Raw genomic sequence first — 14,644 nt, 5'->3', positions numbered from 1 at the left:
CCGCTCCGCGGCGGGTCATCGACTCTCAGGCGTACGTCGTGGAGCGGGGCGTCACCTGCCCTTCCGTTCCGCGGATGTGCCGGATCCCCTCGGTGGCCGCCCGGCGCATGAGGGTGGCGTCGGTGGCGAGGGTCAGCATCCGGAACCCCATGTCCTGCCACCGCTGGGCGGTGGGCGCGTCGGCGCAGTGGATCCCGGCGACGGCGTCGTTGCGATCGCAGCTGGCCAGGACGGACCGGACGAGCTGCTCGTGCTCGGGCTCGACCACGTCGAGGCGCGGTGCGATCCCGTGCCCCAGCGCGAGGTCGGACGGGCCGACGTAGGCCGCGTCCACACCGGGCGTGGACAGGATGTCGTCCATGTTGCGCACCCCGTCGGGGGTTTCGATCATCGCGGCCACGACGGTGCGGTGGTTCGCGGTCTCCGGCGAGTAGTCGGGCACGTCGAACGAGGCGCGGATCGGACCCCAGCTGCGCGTGCCCAGCGGCGGGTACTTCGCCGCGGCCACGGCCGCGCGCGCCTGCTCGGCGTTGTCCACCATGGGCACGATGACGCCCTGCGCGCCGGAGTCGAGGGATTTCATGACGTGCTCGGGTTCGTTCCACGGCACGCGCACCAGGGTCGGGGTTCCGGTGGCGTGCAGCGCCTGCAGCATCGGTACCAGCGCGTCGTAGCCGATCAGCCCGTGCTGGGTGTCCACGCACACCCAGTCGAAGCCGCACCTGCCCACGAGCTCGGCGGCGAACGGGCTGGGGATGGAGCACCACCCGCCGACGCTCGCCGGTTCCGTCCGCAGGGTTTCGCGCAGCGCGGTCATCGTGCTCCTCCGTGGGTCGGCCGGATCATGCGAGAACACCGGTGCTGACGTGGTTGACGACGTTGAGCGGCGGCCGCCCGGCGAGCACCCGCCGGACGTTGGTGGCCACGCCCTGCTCCAGGCGTTCGCGGGCCTCCACCGTGACCCCGCCGATGTGCGGCGTGAGCAGGACGTTGTCCAGTCCGCGCAGCGGTGAGCCCTCCCCGGGCGGCTCCTGCTCGAACACGTCGATCGCCGCCCCGCCCAGGCGTCCGGCGCGCAGCGCCGCGGCGAGCGCGGCCTCGTCGACGACGCAGCCGCGGCTGGTGTTGACCAGCAGCGCGTGCTCGGGCATGCGGGCCAGTTCGGGCGCGCCGAGCAGGTGGTGCGTGTCCTCGTCCAGGGGCACGTGCGCGGTCACCGCGTCGGAGCGCGCCAGCAGCTCCTCCAGCGGCACGGCCTCGGCGCCGGACACGCCGCGCACGGCGATGTCGTGGTAGAGCACCCGGCAGCCGAAGGCGCGCAGGCGCGTGAGCACGGCCGTGCCCGTGTTGCCCATGCCGAGGATGCCGACGGTCAGCGAACCGAGCTCGCGCCCGGTGCGGCGCTGCCACCGGCCGGCGTGCATCTCGCGGTCGCACACCGGCACCTGCCGCAGCAGGTTGAGCAGCCCGAGCACGACGAGGTCGGCCACGCCCTCCCGGTTGTAGGAGGTCACGTTGGCGACGGGGATGCCGAGTTCGGCGGCGGCGCGGTGGTCGATGACGTTGTGGCCGACGGCCGGCTGCTGGACGAGCCGGCAGCGCCGCATGCTCGCCAGCTGCGCGCGGTCGAGCCGGTGGTGCTGGCGGTTGTCGCCGATGACGACGTCCGCCTCGGCCAGCGCCGCCGCCGTCTCCGCCGGATCCGCCCCGTCCGCCACGTGGACGTCGATGTCGTTGTCACCGGCGAGGTCTCGCACGTGTTCGGCGGAGAACGGGGCGAGACACGCGATCCTGGCCACGGATCCTCCTCTGCTGCGCGGGAACCGGCCCGCGGGTGTAGCGGATCTTGCGGAGCTGCTCCCGACCGCGCGGAGCTGCCGGTTTCCCGGCGCGGCCCGATCTTCCGCTGCTGCCCGCGGCTGCCCGGAGCCGGGGCGTGCCGCGGGAGGTCAGCGGGAGCGGGGAGTCGTCCGGTGCTGCGGCCGCGCGCCTTCGCGAGTCCACTGTGGACTTCCTGGGGGCGGTGCGTGCGCGCGGCGCGTCGCGCGGATTCGCGCGGGGAGGGGTGGACACCGCGCGCCGAGGGCGTCGGCGTGCGCGGGCGCGAAGGTCATCCAGCGCCTCCTGTCGTGAACGGCGAGCGCGGTGCGCACGTGATCGGCGCTGCCTCGCTGCCGCGACCCTAAGCCAGGGCGGTTGTGGCGTGCAATGCACCGCTCGATGTCCGGTGGATCGAACGCGGGGCGGCGGGCGGGCTCCCGATTCGGCCGGCGGTGCTCGGCGATGCGGGGAGGGCTCCCGCGCGACGGTGCCGCCACGCTTTCCGGGTGCGATGCGTGTCGCACTCGCCCGTTGCGGGCATCCTGGAGGTGAGGGTCCCGGTGTGCAGCGAGGTGGCGCGATGGCGGTGACGGGGGAGCTGGCCGATCTGCGGCGGCTCGTCGGCCAGCTGCGGAGCACGGTCAACATCCTGCGGGTGCGGCACGGCGAGCACCCGCAGCTGAGCAGCATGGACGAGGACGTGGAGCGGCTGGAGGCCGATATCGCCGCGCTGGGCGGTCTCCTCGGGCAGCTGCCGCAGCAGCGGCCGTCAGCGGGGGCGGGCGCCCGGCCCGGCGTCGCCGGCCCGGGCGGGGTTGCCCCGGGCGGTGGAACCCGGGAGGAGGGGACGGTGTTCATCCCGGAGACCGCCCACGACCCGTCCCTGTGGCAGCACGTCGACGACGAGGGGCTGGGCGGCCAGGTTCACGGCGGGTGACCGGGCGGCGGTTCCGGTGCGGCTCGACGTCCGCGTCCCTCCGGTGCGCGGTGGCCGGGCCAGCGCCGCGCGGGAGCGCGCGCACGGGCGCGCCTGGCCCCGCGGCCCGTGAGCGCTCGCGGGCGGATGCCCGGGTCGGCGCCGGCCGCGGCTGCCCGCCGGGGGAAGCGCTCCGCGGTGCGGGGGCTGCCGTGCGGGAAGGCCCCAGTGGTGCGCGTTCCCGTGCTGCTTCGCCGGGGAGCCGGTGCGCGGCTCACCTCGGATCGCGGGGCGCGCACCGGTCGTGCCCGCCGCAGTCGGCGCGGCAGCTCTCCTGCCGTTCGCGCGGACTCCGCGGTTCGTGCGGTTCCTGCTCCTGCCGTGCGCGCAGCCGCAGCTCCAGCAGCGCGGCGTTGCTCAACCGGGCGAGCGCTTCCAGGCCGGTTTCGGTGGCGGTCAGGTGGAAGATCTCGTGCCGGTCGGCGAGGCGGAATTCGACCTCGTCGGTGCAGATCGCGTAGTCGATGCTGCACCGGTCCACGTACGCGGCCGCCGTGACTTCCAGCCCGCTCATGGGAGCTCCCTTCGTTGGCGTGCGGGTTCACCGCTACCCCTGGCGAGATCGCGGACGTTCTAGACTCCGCATGATGACCGGAACAAGGGGCAACTTGCCCCTAGATTAAAGGGCAACTTGCCCATGATCACTAACTCGAACGAGTGGACAACGCCGGAGGGTTTGTCGTGGTCAACGCGCGCCCCACTGTCGAACGTCGGCAGCTCGGCCTCGCGCTGCGCCGTTTCCGCGAGGAGGTCGGCTGCTCGCAGCTCGAGGCCGCCCAGCGGATCGGGCGCAGCGACGCCAGGGTCAGCCGCGTCGAAGAGGGCCTGGCCACACTGGGTCCCGGGGAACTGTCCGCGCTGCTGGATCTCTACGGGGTCGGGGGCGCTGATCGCGAGGCCGTGCAGACCCTCGGCGCGCAGTCGCGCCAGCGGCAGCCGCGCCGACCGTACGTCGACTCGTTGCCGGGTGCTTACCAGCGACTTTCCGATTTGGAGGCGGCCGCGACGGGTCTCTTCGCGTACGAGGCCGGCGTCGTGCCGGGGCTGTTGCAGACGCCGGATTACATGGATGCGCTGTTCCGGGCGGCCGAAGGAGTGTGGTGGCAGCCTGCGAGCAGCAACCGGCAGTCGCGCGTCCGGTTCCGGGCACGGCGGCAGGAGGCCATGTGGGACAGCGGGACTGTGCAGAGCGTGCACTTCGTGCTCGGTGAAGCCGCGCTGGACGAACTCGTCGGGGACCGCTCGGTGATGACCGCCCAGATGGACCGGCTGCTCGCCACCGGTGCTGCCGAGGGGGTGACGGTGCAGGTGTTGCCGTGTTCGGTGCCGAACAACCCGGCGCTGGGCGGCGGGCTCACGCTGTTGGAGTTCGGTGACGCCGTGCCGCGAGTCGGGTTCGCCTCGGTTGTGCACGGGCCCTCCGCGTACTTCGACACCGCGGAGGACACCGAGGCGATGTTCCGAACCCTGCAACGACTCGAACACCTGGCCCTGGACGTGCGCGATACTGCTGACGCGATCGCCGAGAAACGCAAGGAGTGGGCGCGTTGAAGGATGCGTTACCGGTGCGGAACTGGTTCAAGAGCAGCTACAGCTCCAACAACAGCGACAACTGCATCGAGGTGTGCGTGCGCGAGAGGCACGTGGCGATCCGTGATTCGAAGGATTGCGCGGGGCCGCGGTTGTGGCAGGACCCGGCCGGTTGGGCGCGTTTCCTCGCCGCGGTGCGCGCGGGGCGCTTCGAGGGGTGAGGTCCGCTCTTCTGCGCGGTGCGGCTGCGCGCGTCTTCGCGACTGCTCTTTTCGGGGGATCTGCGTGCGGATGGCCCCAGTGGTGGAGTGATCACCACCACACGTCTCGTTGTGCGATTCCGCTGCGTCCGGTGAGGGGCGTTCGAGAAGATGGCTCGCTGCAGGCGAGTGCGTCCCAGGGGAGGAGGCGTAGAGGTGACGGGTTACGGCGTGGACCCGGAGGCGCTGCGCGGCGCCATCAACAAGCTGAAGCAGACGCGGAGTCGTGTGGACACTCTTCGGGAGGATGCAGAGTCCCTTGAGCCTGGTGAGCTGACCGCGAAGGACAACGCCACGCAGCTCGCGTACAAGGAGATGAAAAAACGCGCGGTGGGTGAGGAGAATTCTTTGTCGTCCCACTCGGAGCGCTTGACCGAGAAGCTCGAAGCGAAGATCCAGGCTTACGAGGAAACGCTGAAGGAGTACGAGCAGCGGGATCGCGAGGCCTTTTCCGGTTGGGCGTGAGCGTGCGCGGTCGGTGCGCAGGAAGATGTTCGGAGGTAGTGCGTTGAGGCGCGGGATGATGGCCGCGATGGCGCTGGCGTGCGCCGGTGCGCTGGCTGGTTGTGCGAGCGGTGGTGGCGAGGACGCGGGAACTTCGGATGAGGCGCAAGGGCAGCCTTCGCAGGAGCAGCAGTCGGGGGTGCAGATCGACACCCCGAGGGACGCTTCGCAGGTGGACCTGTGCGGTCTGATCTCGCCGGAAACGGCGAAGAAGTTCGGCTTTGCTCCGCAAGGAAAAACCGAAACATCGATCACCACCGGTGAAAAGAAGTGCAGTTGGGACAATTTCGACGAGGGTGGTGGATTGGCCATCTCGGCGATCGGTGAGCGTTCCCTGCAGAGCTACCTCGACAACCGCGACCAGTACGCGGACTTCGAGCAGGTGGAGATCGCGGGGCAGCCCGCGGTGCGGGCGAACAAGGGGACTCCGCCGCAGGAGGGCGGCCGGTACTGCGACTTCTTCGTGGCGCTCGACGAGAACCAGGTGTTGGCCTCGCAGGCCACGAAGACGCCGGGTATCAATAACCCGTGCCAAATTTCTCGCCAGGGTGCGGAGGAAGCCGTGTCGAACATCCCGGCGAAGTGACTCGGTCGGAAACAGCGTGATGGTGGGGGTTTCGTGAGTACGGAAATCGTTTCGCTCTGCTACCAGAGCCCGGCGAAGGAGTACCGCAAGCAGATGGGCGGTTCGGTGGAGGCGACGAGCCTGCCGAGCCCCACGCAGGAGGGCATCCGGGCCTGGGAGCGGGTCGGCGAGGAATTCGACGGCATCATGGAGGACGTCGCCGATGCGCTGCGGAAGGCCGAGGCGGCGCACCAGGGCCGCGCCGCCGACGCGGCGAACGCCTCGATCGCCGAGATCAAGCCGCTCGCGGAGCAGGCGGCGGGCACCGCCCGCGGGGTGAAGGGCTCGCTCGAGCAGCAGGTGCAGTACCAGCACACGGCGTTCAACGACCTGCCCGCCCCGGGGCAGAAGCTGGAGAACGGCCGGCCGGTGCAGCTCGACCCGCCGGAGAAGGGCTGGGTCGAGAACGCGGGGCTCGACGACAACGTGATCACCGGCTGGATGAGCGACTACGAGGAGCGGCAGGAGGACTTCGCCGCCACCAGCGAGAAGGCCGAGAGCGCGATGCGGCGGTACCGCTCGGAGACCGAGGGCGTCGTCGACGGCACACCGCGGTTCGACCAGCCGCAGCAGGACGAACCGGCCTCCCCGCCGCCGAGCAGCACCCGCAGCGCGAGCGCGGACTTCTCCGGCACCGGCGTGGGAACGGCGACCCCGACCGCGACCTCCTCCGCCTCGGCGGCCCCGGCCGCCGCGCCGAGCGCGGTGTCCACCGCGACCCCTTCGTCGTCCGCACCCGCGCCGACGAGCTCGTCCTGGGCGAACTCCGCGGGCGTTCCCGGGCACGGCGGCATGCTGTACCGGCAGAACCCGCAGACCGGCGCGTGGGAGCGGCAGAACCCGCACAACGGCCGGTGGGCGGCGGCGCCCTACGGCCCCGGCGGTCCCGGAACCGGAGGTGGCCCGCGAGCCGCGGGAGCCCCCCGTTCGGCCGGCGCTCCCGGTGCGCGTGCAGGTACACCCGGTGCGCAGGGCGGCCAGGTCGGTCCGGGCGGGCGCTCGGGCGTCGGCAACCCCGCCTCCTCCGGGGGTCCGAACGCGGGCGCCAACGCCGCGTCGAACGGCTCGCAGAACGCGCGCGGCGGCCCGATGGGCGGGCGCGGTGCCCAAGGGGGCGGCCAGGGCGAGGAGGACGAGCACGAGCGTCCCAGCTGGCTGGTGGAGAACGAGGACGTGTTCACCAACGACATGCAGCGGGTCGCGCCGCCGGTGCTCGGCGACTCGGGCGAAGGGCGCTGATGAGCGCCCGGGCGCAACGGCAGCTCAGCTTGTCCCCGGAAGCCGTGCACTACCTGTGCGAGCGGTTCGACCTGCGCCTGCACCCCATGCTGCGCGTGGGGTGGCTCCCGGTGGGAGCCACGGAGGACGACCAGCGCGAACTGGCCCGGCGCGGGCACGACGAGCTCGCCCGGCAGGGCCTGCTCGACGAGGGCGATCCGCACCCGTTCGTCGACGACGCCCTGCACCTGCTGGCCAAACCGCCGCTGGCGGTCGCGCTGGCCGCGCGCGTGCCCGGCGGCGAGGACTTCAACGCGGTCCTCGTCGAGCACGGGCGGGACACGATCCAGGCCTACCAGCCCGACGGGGAGAACGCCGAGCAGGTGCGGGAGATCCGGCTCAGCCGGCACGAGTTCGGCGGGCCCGCGCGCAACGCGGTCGACCTGCTCGGCGGGGTCGGCGCGGCCAGCGGCGGCTCGGTGTCGCTGCCCACCGAACAGCTCGACCGGGTCGGCAGCGGGCGCGGCAGCGGCGGGCTCCTGCCCGCGCTGCGCTCGGCCGGGATCGCGGGCAGCGATGCGCAGGTGCTCGTCAAGGCGCTGACCGGTGAGCGCACCATGGACGGCGTGTTCACCGCGCGGGCCTACGACCGGAAGTTGCGGCGGGTCCGCAAGCTCGGCAGCAACCTGCAGTTCTTCACCACCACCGAGGGGACCTACTTCCTCCGCCGCAAGACCGGTGGTGACGGGCGCGAGTGGTGCACCATCGCACCGGCGGACAACCGCAAGCTCGTGTCCCAGCTGGAGGAGATGGCCAAGGAGCTGACCGCGCAGTCCGCGCGCGCCTGACCGGGCGGACGCGCGGTGCTGCACCTCCCGCGCGGAGGGCGGGCGCCCGGGTGCGCGGAGCGGGTCAGCTGCACCCGGGCGCCCGCCGGTCTCCCCGCGGGCGCCGGGCCGCGGGGACGCTGCGGGCCTCAGCGCTGGATGCGGGTGTTACGCGCGCTGAGCTGCCGGCCGAGCTCGGTGACCTCGCGCTCCATCTTCGGCACGAGCCGGCGCTCGGTGGCGAGCATGAAGCGGCTCACGAGCTTCGAGGCGGGCAGGTTGCGCAGCCAGTGCATGAGCATGATCGCCCGCGGGACGTAGATCCGCCGCGCGCGGCGCTCCACGCCGTCGGCCATCGCCCGCGCGCAGTCCTCCACCGTGGTCGTCGTCCGCATCGGCCACGGCAGCTTGGAGCGCATCTCGCGGAACGTCGGCAGGTCCTGCGAGGCGTCGCGCACCAGGTCGGTGTCGACCCACGACGGGTGCGCCGAGCCGACCGACACGCCGAGGTAGGAGACCTCGGAGTGCAGCGCGCTCGCCAGCGCCTCGGCGCCCGCCTTGCTCGCGGTGTAGGCGGCCATGCCCGCGACGGGGGCGAACGCGGACAGGGAGGAGACGACGAGGACGTAGCCGCGGCGCTCGATGATGTGCGGCAGGGCGGCGTGCACCGTCTCGAAGACGCCGTTGAGGTTGACGTCGACGGTCTTGCGGAACGCCTCCGGGGAGCTCGTGCGGACCGTGGACAGGGGCGCCAGGCCGGCGTTGGCGATCACCGCGTCGAGCCCGCCGAAGTGCTCGACCGCGGCGCTCACCGCGTTGCCGATCGACTCGCCGTCGGTGACGTCCGCTTCGGTCCAGAAGTGGTCGGGCCCGAGTTCGTCGGCCACGCGGGCCAGCTCCTCGGGTTCGAGGCCCACCAGGGCCAGGCGCGCGCCGCGGCGGGCGAGCTGCCGCGCGGTCTCCGCGCCGATGCCCCGGGCGGCGCCGGTGATCAGCACGACTTTGCCGGAAAGGACGGGACCGGACGACTTCGCCATGAGGGCCTCCCTGCTGAGTGCGACCTGGAGCCCGTTCCGCGCCCCCGCGTCCCTGCGGAGGGAGCCGGGACAGGCTCTTACCGATCAGTAGGTTACTGATAGTAGGTTTTCTCGCCCGGCGGCGGAAGGGGCTGCGGCGAGTCGGCTGCGGCAGCGCCCGGCGCGGCGGAGGGCGGCCCGGCGCGGCCCGTCGGCACGAAGCGGCGCCACCAAGCCCGGCCCCACGAAGCCCGGAGCCACGAGAACGGGCACCGCGAAGCCCGGCCCCACGAAAAACGGGCCGACGCGAACGGCGCACCGTTTCGCGTCGGCCCGGGTGTGCGGGACGCCGGCTGCGCGGGCGCGGTGCCGGCACCGCGCCCGCGGGATCAGTTCAGCGCCCGCAGGTCTGCGATCTCGCTCTCCGCCTGGGAGGAGACCTGCTCGGCCAGCTGCTGGACCTCCGGGGGCTGCTGACCCCGGGAGACCGCGTTGTCGGCCAGCTGCAGCACGAACTGCTCGAGCTCGAGCGTCGTCGACGTCCACCTCTCGCGGAACTGCTCGCCGCTGAGCGAGGAGAGCTCGTCGAGCTCCGCGCTGGTCGGCAGCCCCTCGGTCTCCTCGAGCACGGCGTCCTCGACGTTGCTGCGCACCTCCTGCGGCAGCGCGTCCAGGCGGGACTGCGCCTGCTGCCCGAGGCGGTCGGCCAGCTCGCTGATCTGCTGGTCCTGGCTCTGCCGGCCGATCTCGGCGAGTTCCACGACGCGCTGCTGGCTGGCGACCAACTGCTGCTGGAACTCGCGCCCGGAAGCCTGCTCGCCCTCGCCGCCCTCGGCGTTGCCGGCGCCCTGGGCGCTCTCCTGGGCGTGAGGCGGCGGCGTGCCCGGCGCCGGGGGCATCTCGCTCGGTTCCTCCGACGGCGAGCAACCCGCGAGTGCGAGCCCGCCGGCCAGCACGGCGCCGATGATCGTGCTCCTCCGCACGTGCTTCCCCTCCAAGTGTGCGTTGGTCGTCCCAGCGCGGCCCAACCGGTGCGCTCCGGTCCGACGAGCCGGCGAGACCCGCCCGGCGGATCACCCGGTCCCTCGGCGTGCTCCCGCGGTCCGCGCTCGCGGCTCGCCGGTGCGTGGGCTGCCGGAACCTCTCGGCCGTAGGTTAACCGGCGCCGGATCGGCCCGTCCGGGCGAGGTCACCGGAGCGGGGGCGCGCCGGCGAGATCCACCGCGGTGTTGCGCGATGCGGATCACAGCGGGATCCGCCGTGTCGCCTCCGTCTCACCGGGGGTGATCAGCGGTGGCCTCATGACTAGGTTGGCTACAGCCCGCTGCTCGTGTGCGCATGGGCGGCGACTAGTATTCCGCGGGAGACAGGCAGCGCCGCGGGCGTCCGGCACCGGAGTGCACGCGCGCTGCCGAACCGTCGGCCCACCGGGGTCGGGGGGAACTCGGGCGAGTTCCCCGACGCATCGAGGGATCAGTGCAGGAGGCATCGTGACGGCCGTCGCGCCACAGCCGATCGCCACGCGGCCCCAACAGGGGCACAGGCCCAGCAAGGGCTCGTTCTTGCTGCGGATGTTCAGCACCACCGACCACAAGCAGATCGGCATCCTCTACCTCACCACGTCGATGGCGTTCTTCCTGATCGGCGGGCTGCTGGCCATGCTGATCCGCGGTGAGCTCGCCGCGCCGGGGATGCAGTTCCTGTCGCAGGAGCAGTACAACCAGCTGTTCACCATGCACGGCACGATCATGCTGCTGCTGTACGCGACGCCGATCCTGTTCGGCTTCGCGAACTACATCATGCCGCTGCAGATCGGCTCGCCGGACGTGGCGTTCCCGCGGTTGAACGCCTTCTCCTACTGGCTGTTCTCCTTCGGCGGCATGATCGTCATCGCCGGCTTCCTCATGCCGGGCGGTGCCGCGGACTTCGGCTGGTTCGCCTACACGCCGCTGTCGGACGCGATCCACTCCCCGGGGACCGGCCCGGACATGTGGGTCGCCGGCCTGCTCGTCTCCGGTCTCGGCACCATCCTCGGTGCGGTCAACATGATCACGACCGTGGTCTGCCTGCGCGCGCCGGGCATGACCATGTGGCGCATGCCGATCTTCACGTGGAACATCCTGATCACCAGCGTGCTGGTGCTCATGGCGTTCCCGATCCTCACCGCCGCGCTGGTCGGCCTGGCCGCGGACCGGCACCTGGGTTCGCACGTGTTCGACCCGGCCAACGGCGGCGTGATCCTGTGGCAGCACCTGTTCTGGTTCTTCGGCCACCCCGAGGTCTACATCGTCGCGCTGCCGTTCTTCGGCATCGTCTCCGAGATCTTCCCGGTGTTCAGCCGCAAGCCGCTGTTCGGCTACACCGGCCTCGTCTACGCGACCCTGGGCATCGCGATCCTGTCGGTGGTCGTGTGGGCGCACCACATGTACGCCACCGGCGCGGTGCTGCTGCCGTTCTTCGCGTTCACCACGTTCCTCATCGCCATCCCCACGGGCATCAAGTTCTTCAACTGGATCGGCACGATGTGGAAGGGGCAGCTCACCTTCGAGTCGCCGATGCTGTTCTCCGTCGGCTTCCTGGTGACCTTCCTCTTCGGCGGTCTGACCGGCGTGCTGCTGGCGATGCCGCCGGTGGACTTCCACGTCTCGGACACGTACTTCGTCGTGGCGCACTTCCACTACGTGCTCTACGGCACGATCGTGTTCGCCACCTTCGCCGGCATCTACTTCTGGTTCCCGAAGATGACCGGCCGGATGATGGACGAGCGGTTGGCCAAGCTGCACTTCTGGCTGACCTTCCTCGGCTTCCACGCCACGTTCCTGGTGCAGCACTGGCTGGGCAACGAGGGCATGCCGCGGCGCTACGCCGACTACCTGCCCTCGGACGGGTTCACCACGCTGAACATGATCTCGACGATCGGCGCGTTCATCCTGGGCGCCTCGATGCTCCCGTTCCTGTACAACGTGTTCAAGAGCTACCGCTACGGCGAGGTGGCCACGGTCGACGACCCGTGGGGCTACGGCAACTCGCTGGAGTGGGCCACCTCCTGCCCGCCGCCGCGGCACAACTTCACCGAGCTGCCGCGGATCCGCTCCGAGCGCCCGGCGTTCGAGCTGCACTACCCCCACGTGGCCGAGCGCATGCACCTCGAATCGCACGTGGGCCTGACCGGCAAGGCCCTGGGCGGCCAGCACGGATCGGGCAATTCGCACGGTGGTGGTACCGCGGTCAAGGAGCGCGAGGAGTGATCTGAGCGCTAGTACCGGCGCACCGCGGTGTGCCAGGCTGGACGTCCAGCTCGACGACGAGCCCCGGCAAGCACGCCTTGCCGGGGCTCGCGGTGTTTCGAGAGAAAGGACGTCGTCAGCCGTGAGCACAACCAACCCCAGCACGGTCCTCATCACCGTCACCGGGAAGGACAAACCAGGCGTCACCTCGGTGCTGTTCGCCGCGCTGACCGCGCACGGCGTCGACATCGTGGACGTGGAGCAGGTGGTGATCCGCGACCGGCTGACGCTCGGCGTCCTGGTGTCCACGCCCGACGACCCCGAAACCCTCCAGGAAGCGGTGGAGCAGGCCATGGCCACCGTCGGCATGTCCGTGGAGGTCGAGATCGGCGTCGAGGACGGTGACGCGGACACGCTGCGCTCCACGCACGCGGTCGTCGTCATGGGCCAGCCGGTCACCGCGCGCAGCTTCAGCGACGTGGCCCGGGCCCTGGCCGACGTCGACGTGAACATCGACTCGATCAACCGCGTGGCCGACTACCCCGTGACCGGCCTGGAACTGCAGGTGAGCGCCCCCGAGCAGGAGGGCGAGCCCGAGGACCAGCTCACCTCGACGATGGCGGACCTGGCCGCCCGCTCCAAGCTGGACATCGCGGTGGAGCGCATCGGCCTGGCGCGGCGCGCCAAGCGACTCGTCGTCTTCGACGTCGACTCCACGCTCATCCAGGGCGAGGTCATCGAGATGCTCGCCGCCAAGGCCGGCCGCGAGCAGGAAGTGCACGCGGTCACCGAACGGGCCATGCGGGGCGAGCTCGACTTCGCCCAGTCGCTGCGGGAGCGCGTGGCCGTGCTGGAGGGCCTGCCCGCCTCGGTGCTCGACGAGGTGGCCGCCGACCTCGAGCTCACGCCGGGCGCGCGCACCACGATCCGCACGCTGCGCCGCCTCGGCTTCCACACCGGCGTCGTGTCCGGCGGATTCACGCAGATCATCGACTCGCTGGTCGACGACCTCGGCCTCGACTTCAGCGCCGCCAACGACCTGGAGGTCGTCGACGGCAAGCTCACCGGCCGCGTGATCGGCGAGATCGTCGACCGCCCGGGCAAGGCCAAGGCGCTGCGCCGCTTCGCCGAGTCGTTCTCCGTGCCGCTGGAGCAGTCCGTCGCCGTCGGCGACGGGGCCAACGACATGGACATGCTCTCCACCGCCGGCCTCGGCGTGGCGTTCAACGCCAAGCCCGCGCTGCGCGAGATCGCCGACACCTCGCTGTCCTACCCGTTCCTGGACACGGTGCTGTTCGTGCTGGGCGTCACGCGCGCCGAGATCGAGGCCGCCGACGCCGAGGACGGCGTGCTGCGCCGCGTGCCGCTGGAGGAGACGCTGGCCTGACCGCCACCTGCAGCAACCCCGCGCGCTGGGGTTCGTGCAAACCCGGGCGGGTGCGGGGCGGGTGGCGGAGTGAGCGGTGCCACCCCGGCGCGGGTGCGGCGGCTGCGCGCCGGGCGGGGTGCGGACAATGGGCGGCGTGCCGGACGCAGCCGCCGTTCTCGACCCCCTGCTCGCCCGCTACGCCACCTGGATGCAGCTGCCGAGCGAGGCCACGGTCGACACCTCCGACGAGGATCCGGACGCCGTGGTGCTCATGCCGCTCGTGCTGCGCCTGGAGCGCGACGCCCCGCCGGCGCGCTCGGAGCTGCTGGAGGCGGCGGCCGCGGCCGCCCTGGCGGTGTGCCTCGACGAACGCGCCGAACCCGGCGGGACGTGGCACGACGCGGTCCTCGGCTGGACCTCCGGGCGCATCCGCAAGGTGGCGCGGCGCGCTCGCGGCTCGCACTGGCGGGCGGTCGAGGAGCTGCCCGGGCGCACGGTGCGGGTCGGCCAGGCGCAGGTGCGCGCCTTCCCGCCCGGCCGCGTCGCGGACATGCCGAAGGAGCTCACCCGGCTGCAGATCTCCGGCAGCGAGCTCGACGCCGACGAACCCGGGCCGCCCCGCCCGGACGCGCCCGTGCTGCAGCTCAACCCGGACGTGCCCATGAGCGCCGGCAAGACCGCAGCGCAAGTGGGGCACGCCACGATGTTCCTGGCCGCGCTGCTGCGCGGTGCGGACAGGCACGACGAGCTGCAGGCGTGGCTCGACGCCGGGCTGCCGTGCTCGGTGCGGGTCGCCGACGCGGCCACCTGGCGGCGGTTCGCCGCCGGCAGCGCCCGCGAGGCGTGGTTCGAGCACGGGGTGGCCCTCGTCCGCGACGCGGGGTTCACCGAGATCGACCCCGGCACCGTCACCGTCGCCGCCCAGTGGCGGGCCGCCGCCCCGGCGTGAGCCCCCAGGCACAGATCGGACCCGAGAAGCGTTTCGCGATCTCGCGATCGCTAGGTCTCGGGCGGCCCTTGGTCGTCCAGGCCACTAGGTCGGGCGGCCCTGGTCGTCCAGGCCACTGCGCTCCTCGGGTCGATCCCCGGGCATTACCCCGGTAACTCATACGATGCCAAAACGCGGCGGAACGCACAACAGGGACGAAAGTCCTGAACGGGCGAGGATTCGCGGTTCCGGGGGATGGACGGGACGGCAGGGGCGCCGCACGCCTCGCACCCCGCACACCCCGGCCACGGGTGACGGCCGCGCACGCCCGCGCGGCGCACGC

At 71.9% G+C, this 14,644-nt stretch carries 15 protein-coding genes; 10 read left to right on the top strand and 5 right to left on the bottom strand.

The window, feature by feature from the left end:
- Positions 1 to 25: 25 nt before the first annotated feature.
- Both ACYVJE_RS00205 and ACYVJE_RS00200 read right to left on the bottom strand, forming a co-directional pair.
- The gene (locus ACYVJE_RS00205) at positions 26 to 817 is read right to left on the bottom strand and encodes an HpcH/HpaI aldolase family protein (RefSeq protein WP_461142727.1); all 792 of its coding nucleotides are present in this window, start codon (positions 815 to 817) and stop codon (positions 26 to 28) included.
- A 25-nt stretch (positions 818 to 842) separates the two neighbouring features.
- Complete coding sequence (locus ACYVJE_RS00200) at positions 843 to 1,799, bottom strand: NAD(P)-dependent oxidoreductase (protein ID WP_461142726.1); 957 nt, start codon at positions 1,797 to 1,799, stop codon at positions 843 to 845.
- Between the two features lie 602 nt (positions 1,800 to 2,401).
- On the opposite strand from ACYVJE_RS00200, the gene ACYVJE_RS00195 reads away from it, so the two are divergent.
- Positions 2,402 to 2,758 carry a hypothetical protein gene (locus tag ACYVJE_RS00195; protein WP_461142725.1) on the top strand — a complete coding sequence of 119 codons (357 nt, stop codon included), beginning with the start codon at positions 2,402 to 2,404 and terminating at the stop codon, positions 2,756 to 2,758.
- Positions 2,759 to 3,011: 253 nt separating this feature from the next.
- Here ACYVJE_RS00195 and ACYVJE_RS00190 read toward each other — a convergent pair whose 3' ends face one another.
- Positions 3,012 to 3,311, bottom strand: a complete 300-nt coding sequence (locus ACYVJE_RS00190) for a hypothetical protein (RefSeq protein WP_461142724.1) — start codon at positions 3,309 to 3,311, stop codon at positions 3,012 to 3,014.
- 143 nt (positions 3,312 to 3,454) lie between these two features.
- Between ACYVJE_RS00190 and ACYVJE_RS00185 the strand changes: the two genes are divergently transcribed.
- The 6 genes from ACYVJE_RS00185 to ACYVJE_RS00160 all read left to right on the top strand — a co-directional run bounded on the left by ACYVJE_RS00185 (position 3,455) and on the right by ACYVJE_RS00160 (position 7,782).
- Complete coding sequence (locus tag ACYVJE_RS00185) at positions 3,455 to 4,348, top strand: helix-turn-helix domain-containing protein (protein WP_461142723.1); 894 nt, start codon at positions 3,455 to 3,457, stop codon at positions 4,346 to 4,348.
- Positions 4,345 to 4,548, top strand: a complete 204-nt coding sequence (locus tag ACYVJE_RS00180) for a DUF397 domain-containing protein (RefSeq protein ID WP_461142722.1) — start codon at positions 4,345 to 4,347, stop codon at positions 4,546 to 4,548. The genes ACYVJE_RS00185 and ACYVJE_RS00180 overlap by 4 nt, the downstream gene beginning before the upstream one ends.
- A gap of 195 nt (positions 4,549 to 4,743) precedes the next feature.
- Positions 4,744 to 5,052, top strand: a complete 309-nt coding sequence (locus ACYVJE_RS00175; RefSeq protein ID WP_461142721.1) for a hypothetical protein — start codon at positions 4,744 to 4,746, stop codon at positions 5,050 to 5,052.
- 55 nt (positions 5,053 to 5,107) lie between these two features.
- Positions 5,108 to 5,677 (top strand): DUF3558 family protein, encoded by a 570-nt coding sequence (locus ACYVJE_RS00170; RefSeq protein WP_461142720.1) that lies wholly within the window; start codon positions 5,108 to 5,110, stop codon positions 5,675 to 5,677.
- A gap of 33 nt (positions 5,678 to 5,710) precedes the next feature.
- The gene (locus ACYVJE_RS00165) at positions 5,711 to 6,955 is read left to right on the top strand and encodes a hypothetical protein (RefSeq protein ID WP_461142719.1); all 1,245 of its coding nucleotides are present in this window, start codon (positions 5,711 to 5,713) and stop codon (positions 6,953 to 6,955) included.
- Complete coding sequence (locus ACYVJE_RS00160; RefSeq protein ID WP_461142718.1) at positions 6,955 to 7,782, top strand: ESX secretion-associated protein EspG; 828 nt, start codon at positions 6,955 to 6,957, stop codon at positions 7,780 to 7,782. The genes ACYVJE_RS00165 and ACYVJE_RS00160 overlap by 1 nt, the downstream gene beginning before the upstream one ends.
- A gap of 128 nt (positions 7,783 to 7,910) precedes the next feature.
- Here the strand turns inward: ACYVJE_RS00160 and ACYVJE_RS00155 are convergent, their stop codons facing one another.
- On the bottom strand, positions 7,911 to 8,798 hold the full coding sequence (locus ACYVJE_RS00155; protein ID WP_459158568.1) for an SDR family oxidoreductase: 888 nt from the start codon (positions 8,796 to 8,798) through the stop codon (positions 7,911 to 7,913).
- Between the two features lie 368 nt (positions 8,799 to 9,166).
- A complete protein-coding gene (locus ACYVJE_RS00150) occupies positions 9,167 to 9,760 on the bottom strand; it encodes a DUF305 domain-containing protein (RefSeq protein ID WP_461142717.1) in 594 nt (197 codons plus the stop codon).
- Positions 9,761 to 10,267: 507 nt separating this feature from the next.
- On the opposite strand from ACYVJE_RS00150, the gene ctaD reads away from it, so the two are divergent.
- From ctaD to ACYVJE_RS00135, 3 genes are all read left to right on the top strand, one after another.
- Complete coding sequence (gene ctaD, locus ACYVJE_RS00145; RefSeq protein WP_461142716.1) at positions 10,268 to 12,025, top strand: aa3-type cytochrome oxidase subunit I; 1,758 nt, start codon at positions 10,268 to 10,270, stop codon at positions 12,023 to 12,025.
- Positions 12,026 to 12,146: 121 nt separating this feature from the next.
- The gene (gene serB, locus ACYVJE_RS00140; RefSeq protein ID WP_461142715.1) at positions 12,147 to 13,391 is read left to right on the top strand and encodes a phosphoserine phosphatase SerB; all 1,245 of its coding nucleotides are present in this window, start codon (positions 12,147 to 12,149) and stop codon (positions 13,389 to 13,391) included.
- 190 nt (positions 13,392 to 13,581) lie between these two features.
- On the top strand, positions 13,582 to 14,322 hold the full coding sequence (locus ACYVJE_RS00135) for an aminoacyl-tRNA hydrolase (protein ID WP_461143138.1): 741 nt from the start codon (positions 13,582 to 13,584) through the stop codon (positions 14,320 to 14,322).
- The last annotated feature ends 322 nt before the right edge of the window (positions 14,323 to 14,644 follow it).

The organism is Salinifilum aidingensis, assembly GCF_054782015.1.
This window is presented reverse-complemented; position numbering and strand designations above follow the sequence as displayed.

Coding starts and splice junctions, on each gene's coding strand:
- ACYVJE_RS00160 (WP_461142718.1), top strand. CDS start 6,955: ATGAGCGCCCGGGCGCAACGGCAGCTCAGCTTGTCCCCGGAAGCCGTG.
- ACYVJE_RS00155 (WP_459158568.1), bottom strand. CDS start 8,798: ATGGCGAAGTCGTCCGGTCCCGTCCTTTCCGGCAAAGTCGTGCTGATC.
- ACYVJE_RS00190 (WP_461142724.1), bottom strand. CDS start 3,311: ATGAGCGGGCTGGAAGTCACGGCGGCCGCGTACGTGGACCGGTGCAGC.
- ACYVJE_RS00170 (WP_461142720.1), top strand. CDS start 5,108: ATGATGGCCGCGATGGCGCTGGCGTGCGCCGGTGCGCTGGCTGGTTGT.
- ACYVJE_RS00195 (WP_461142725.1), top strand. CDS start 2,402: ATGGCGGTGACGGGGGAGCTGGCCGATCTGCGGCGGCTCGTCGGCCAG.
- ACYVJE_RS00205 (WP_461142727.1), bottom strand. CDS start 817: ATGACCGCGCTGCGCGAAACCCTGCGGACGGAACCGGCGAGCGTCGGC.
- ACYVJE_RS00135 (WP_461143138.1), top strand. CDS start 13,582: ATGCAGCTGCCGAGCGAGGCCACGGTCGACACCTCCGACGAGGATCCG.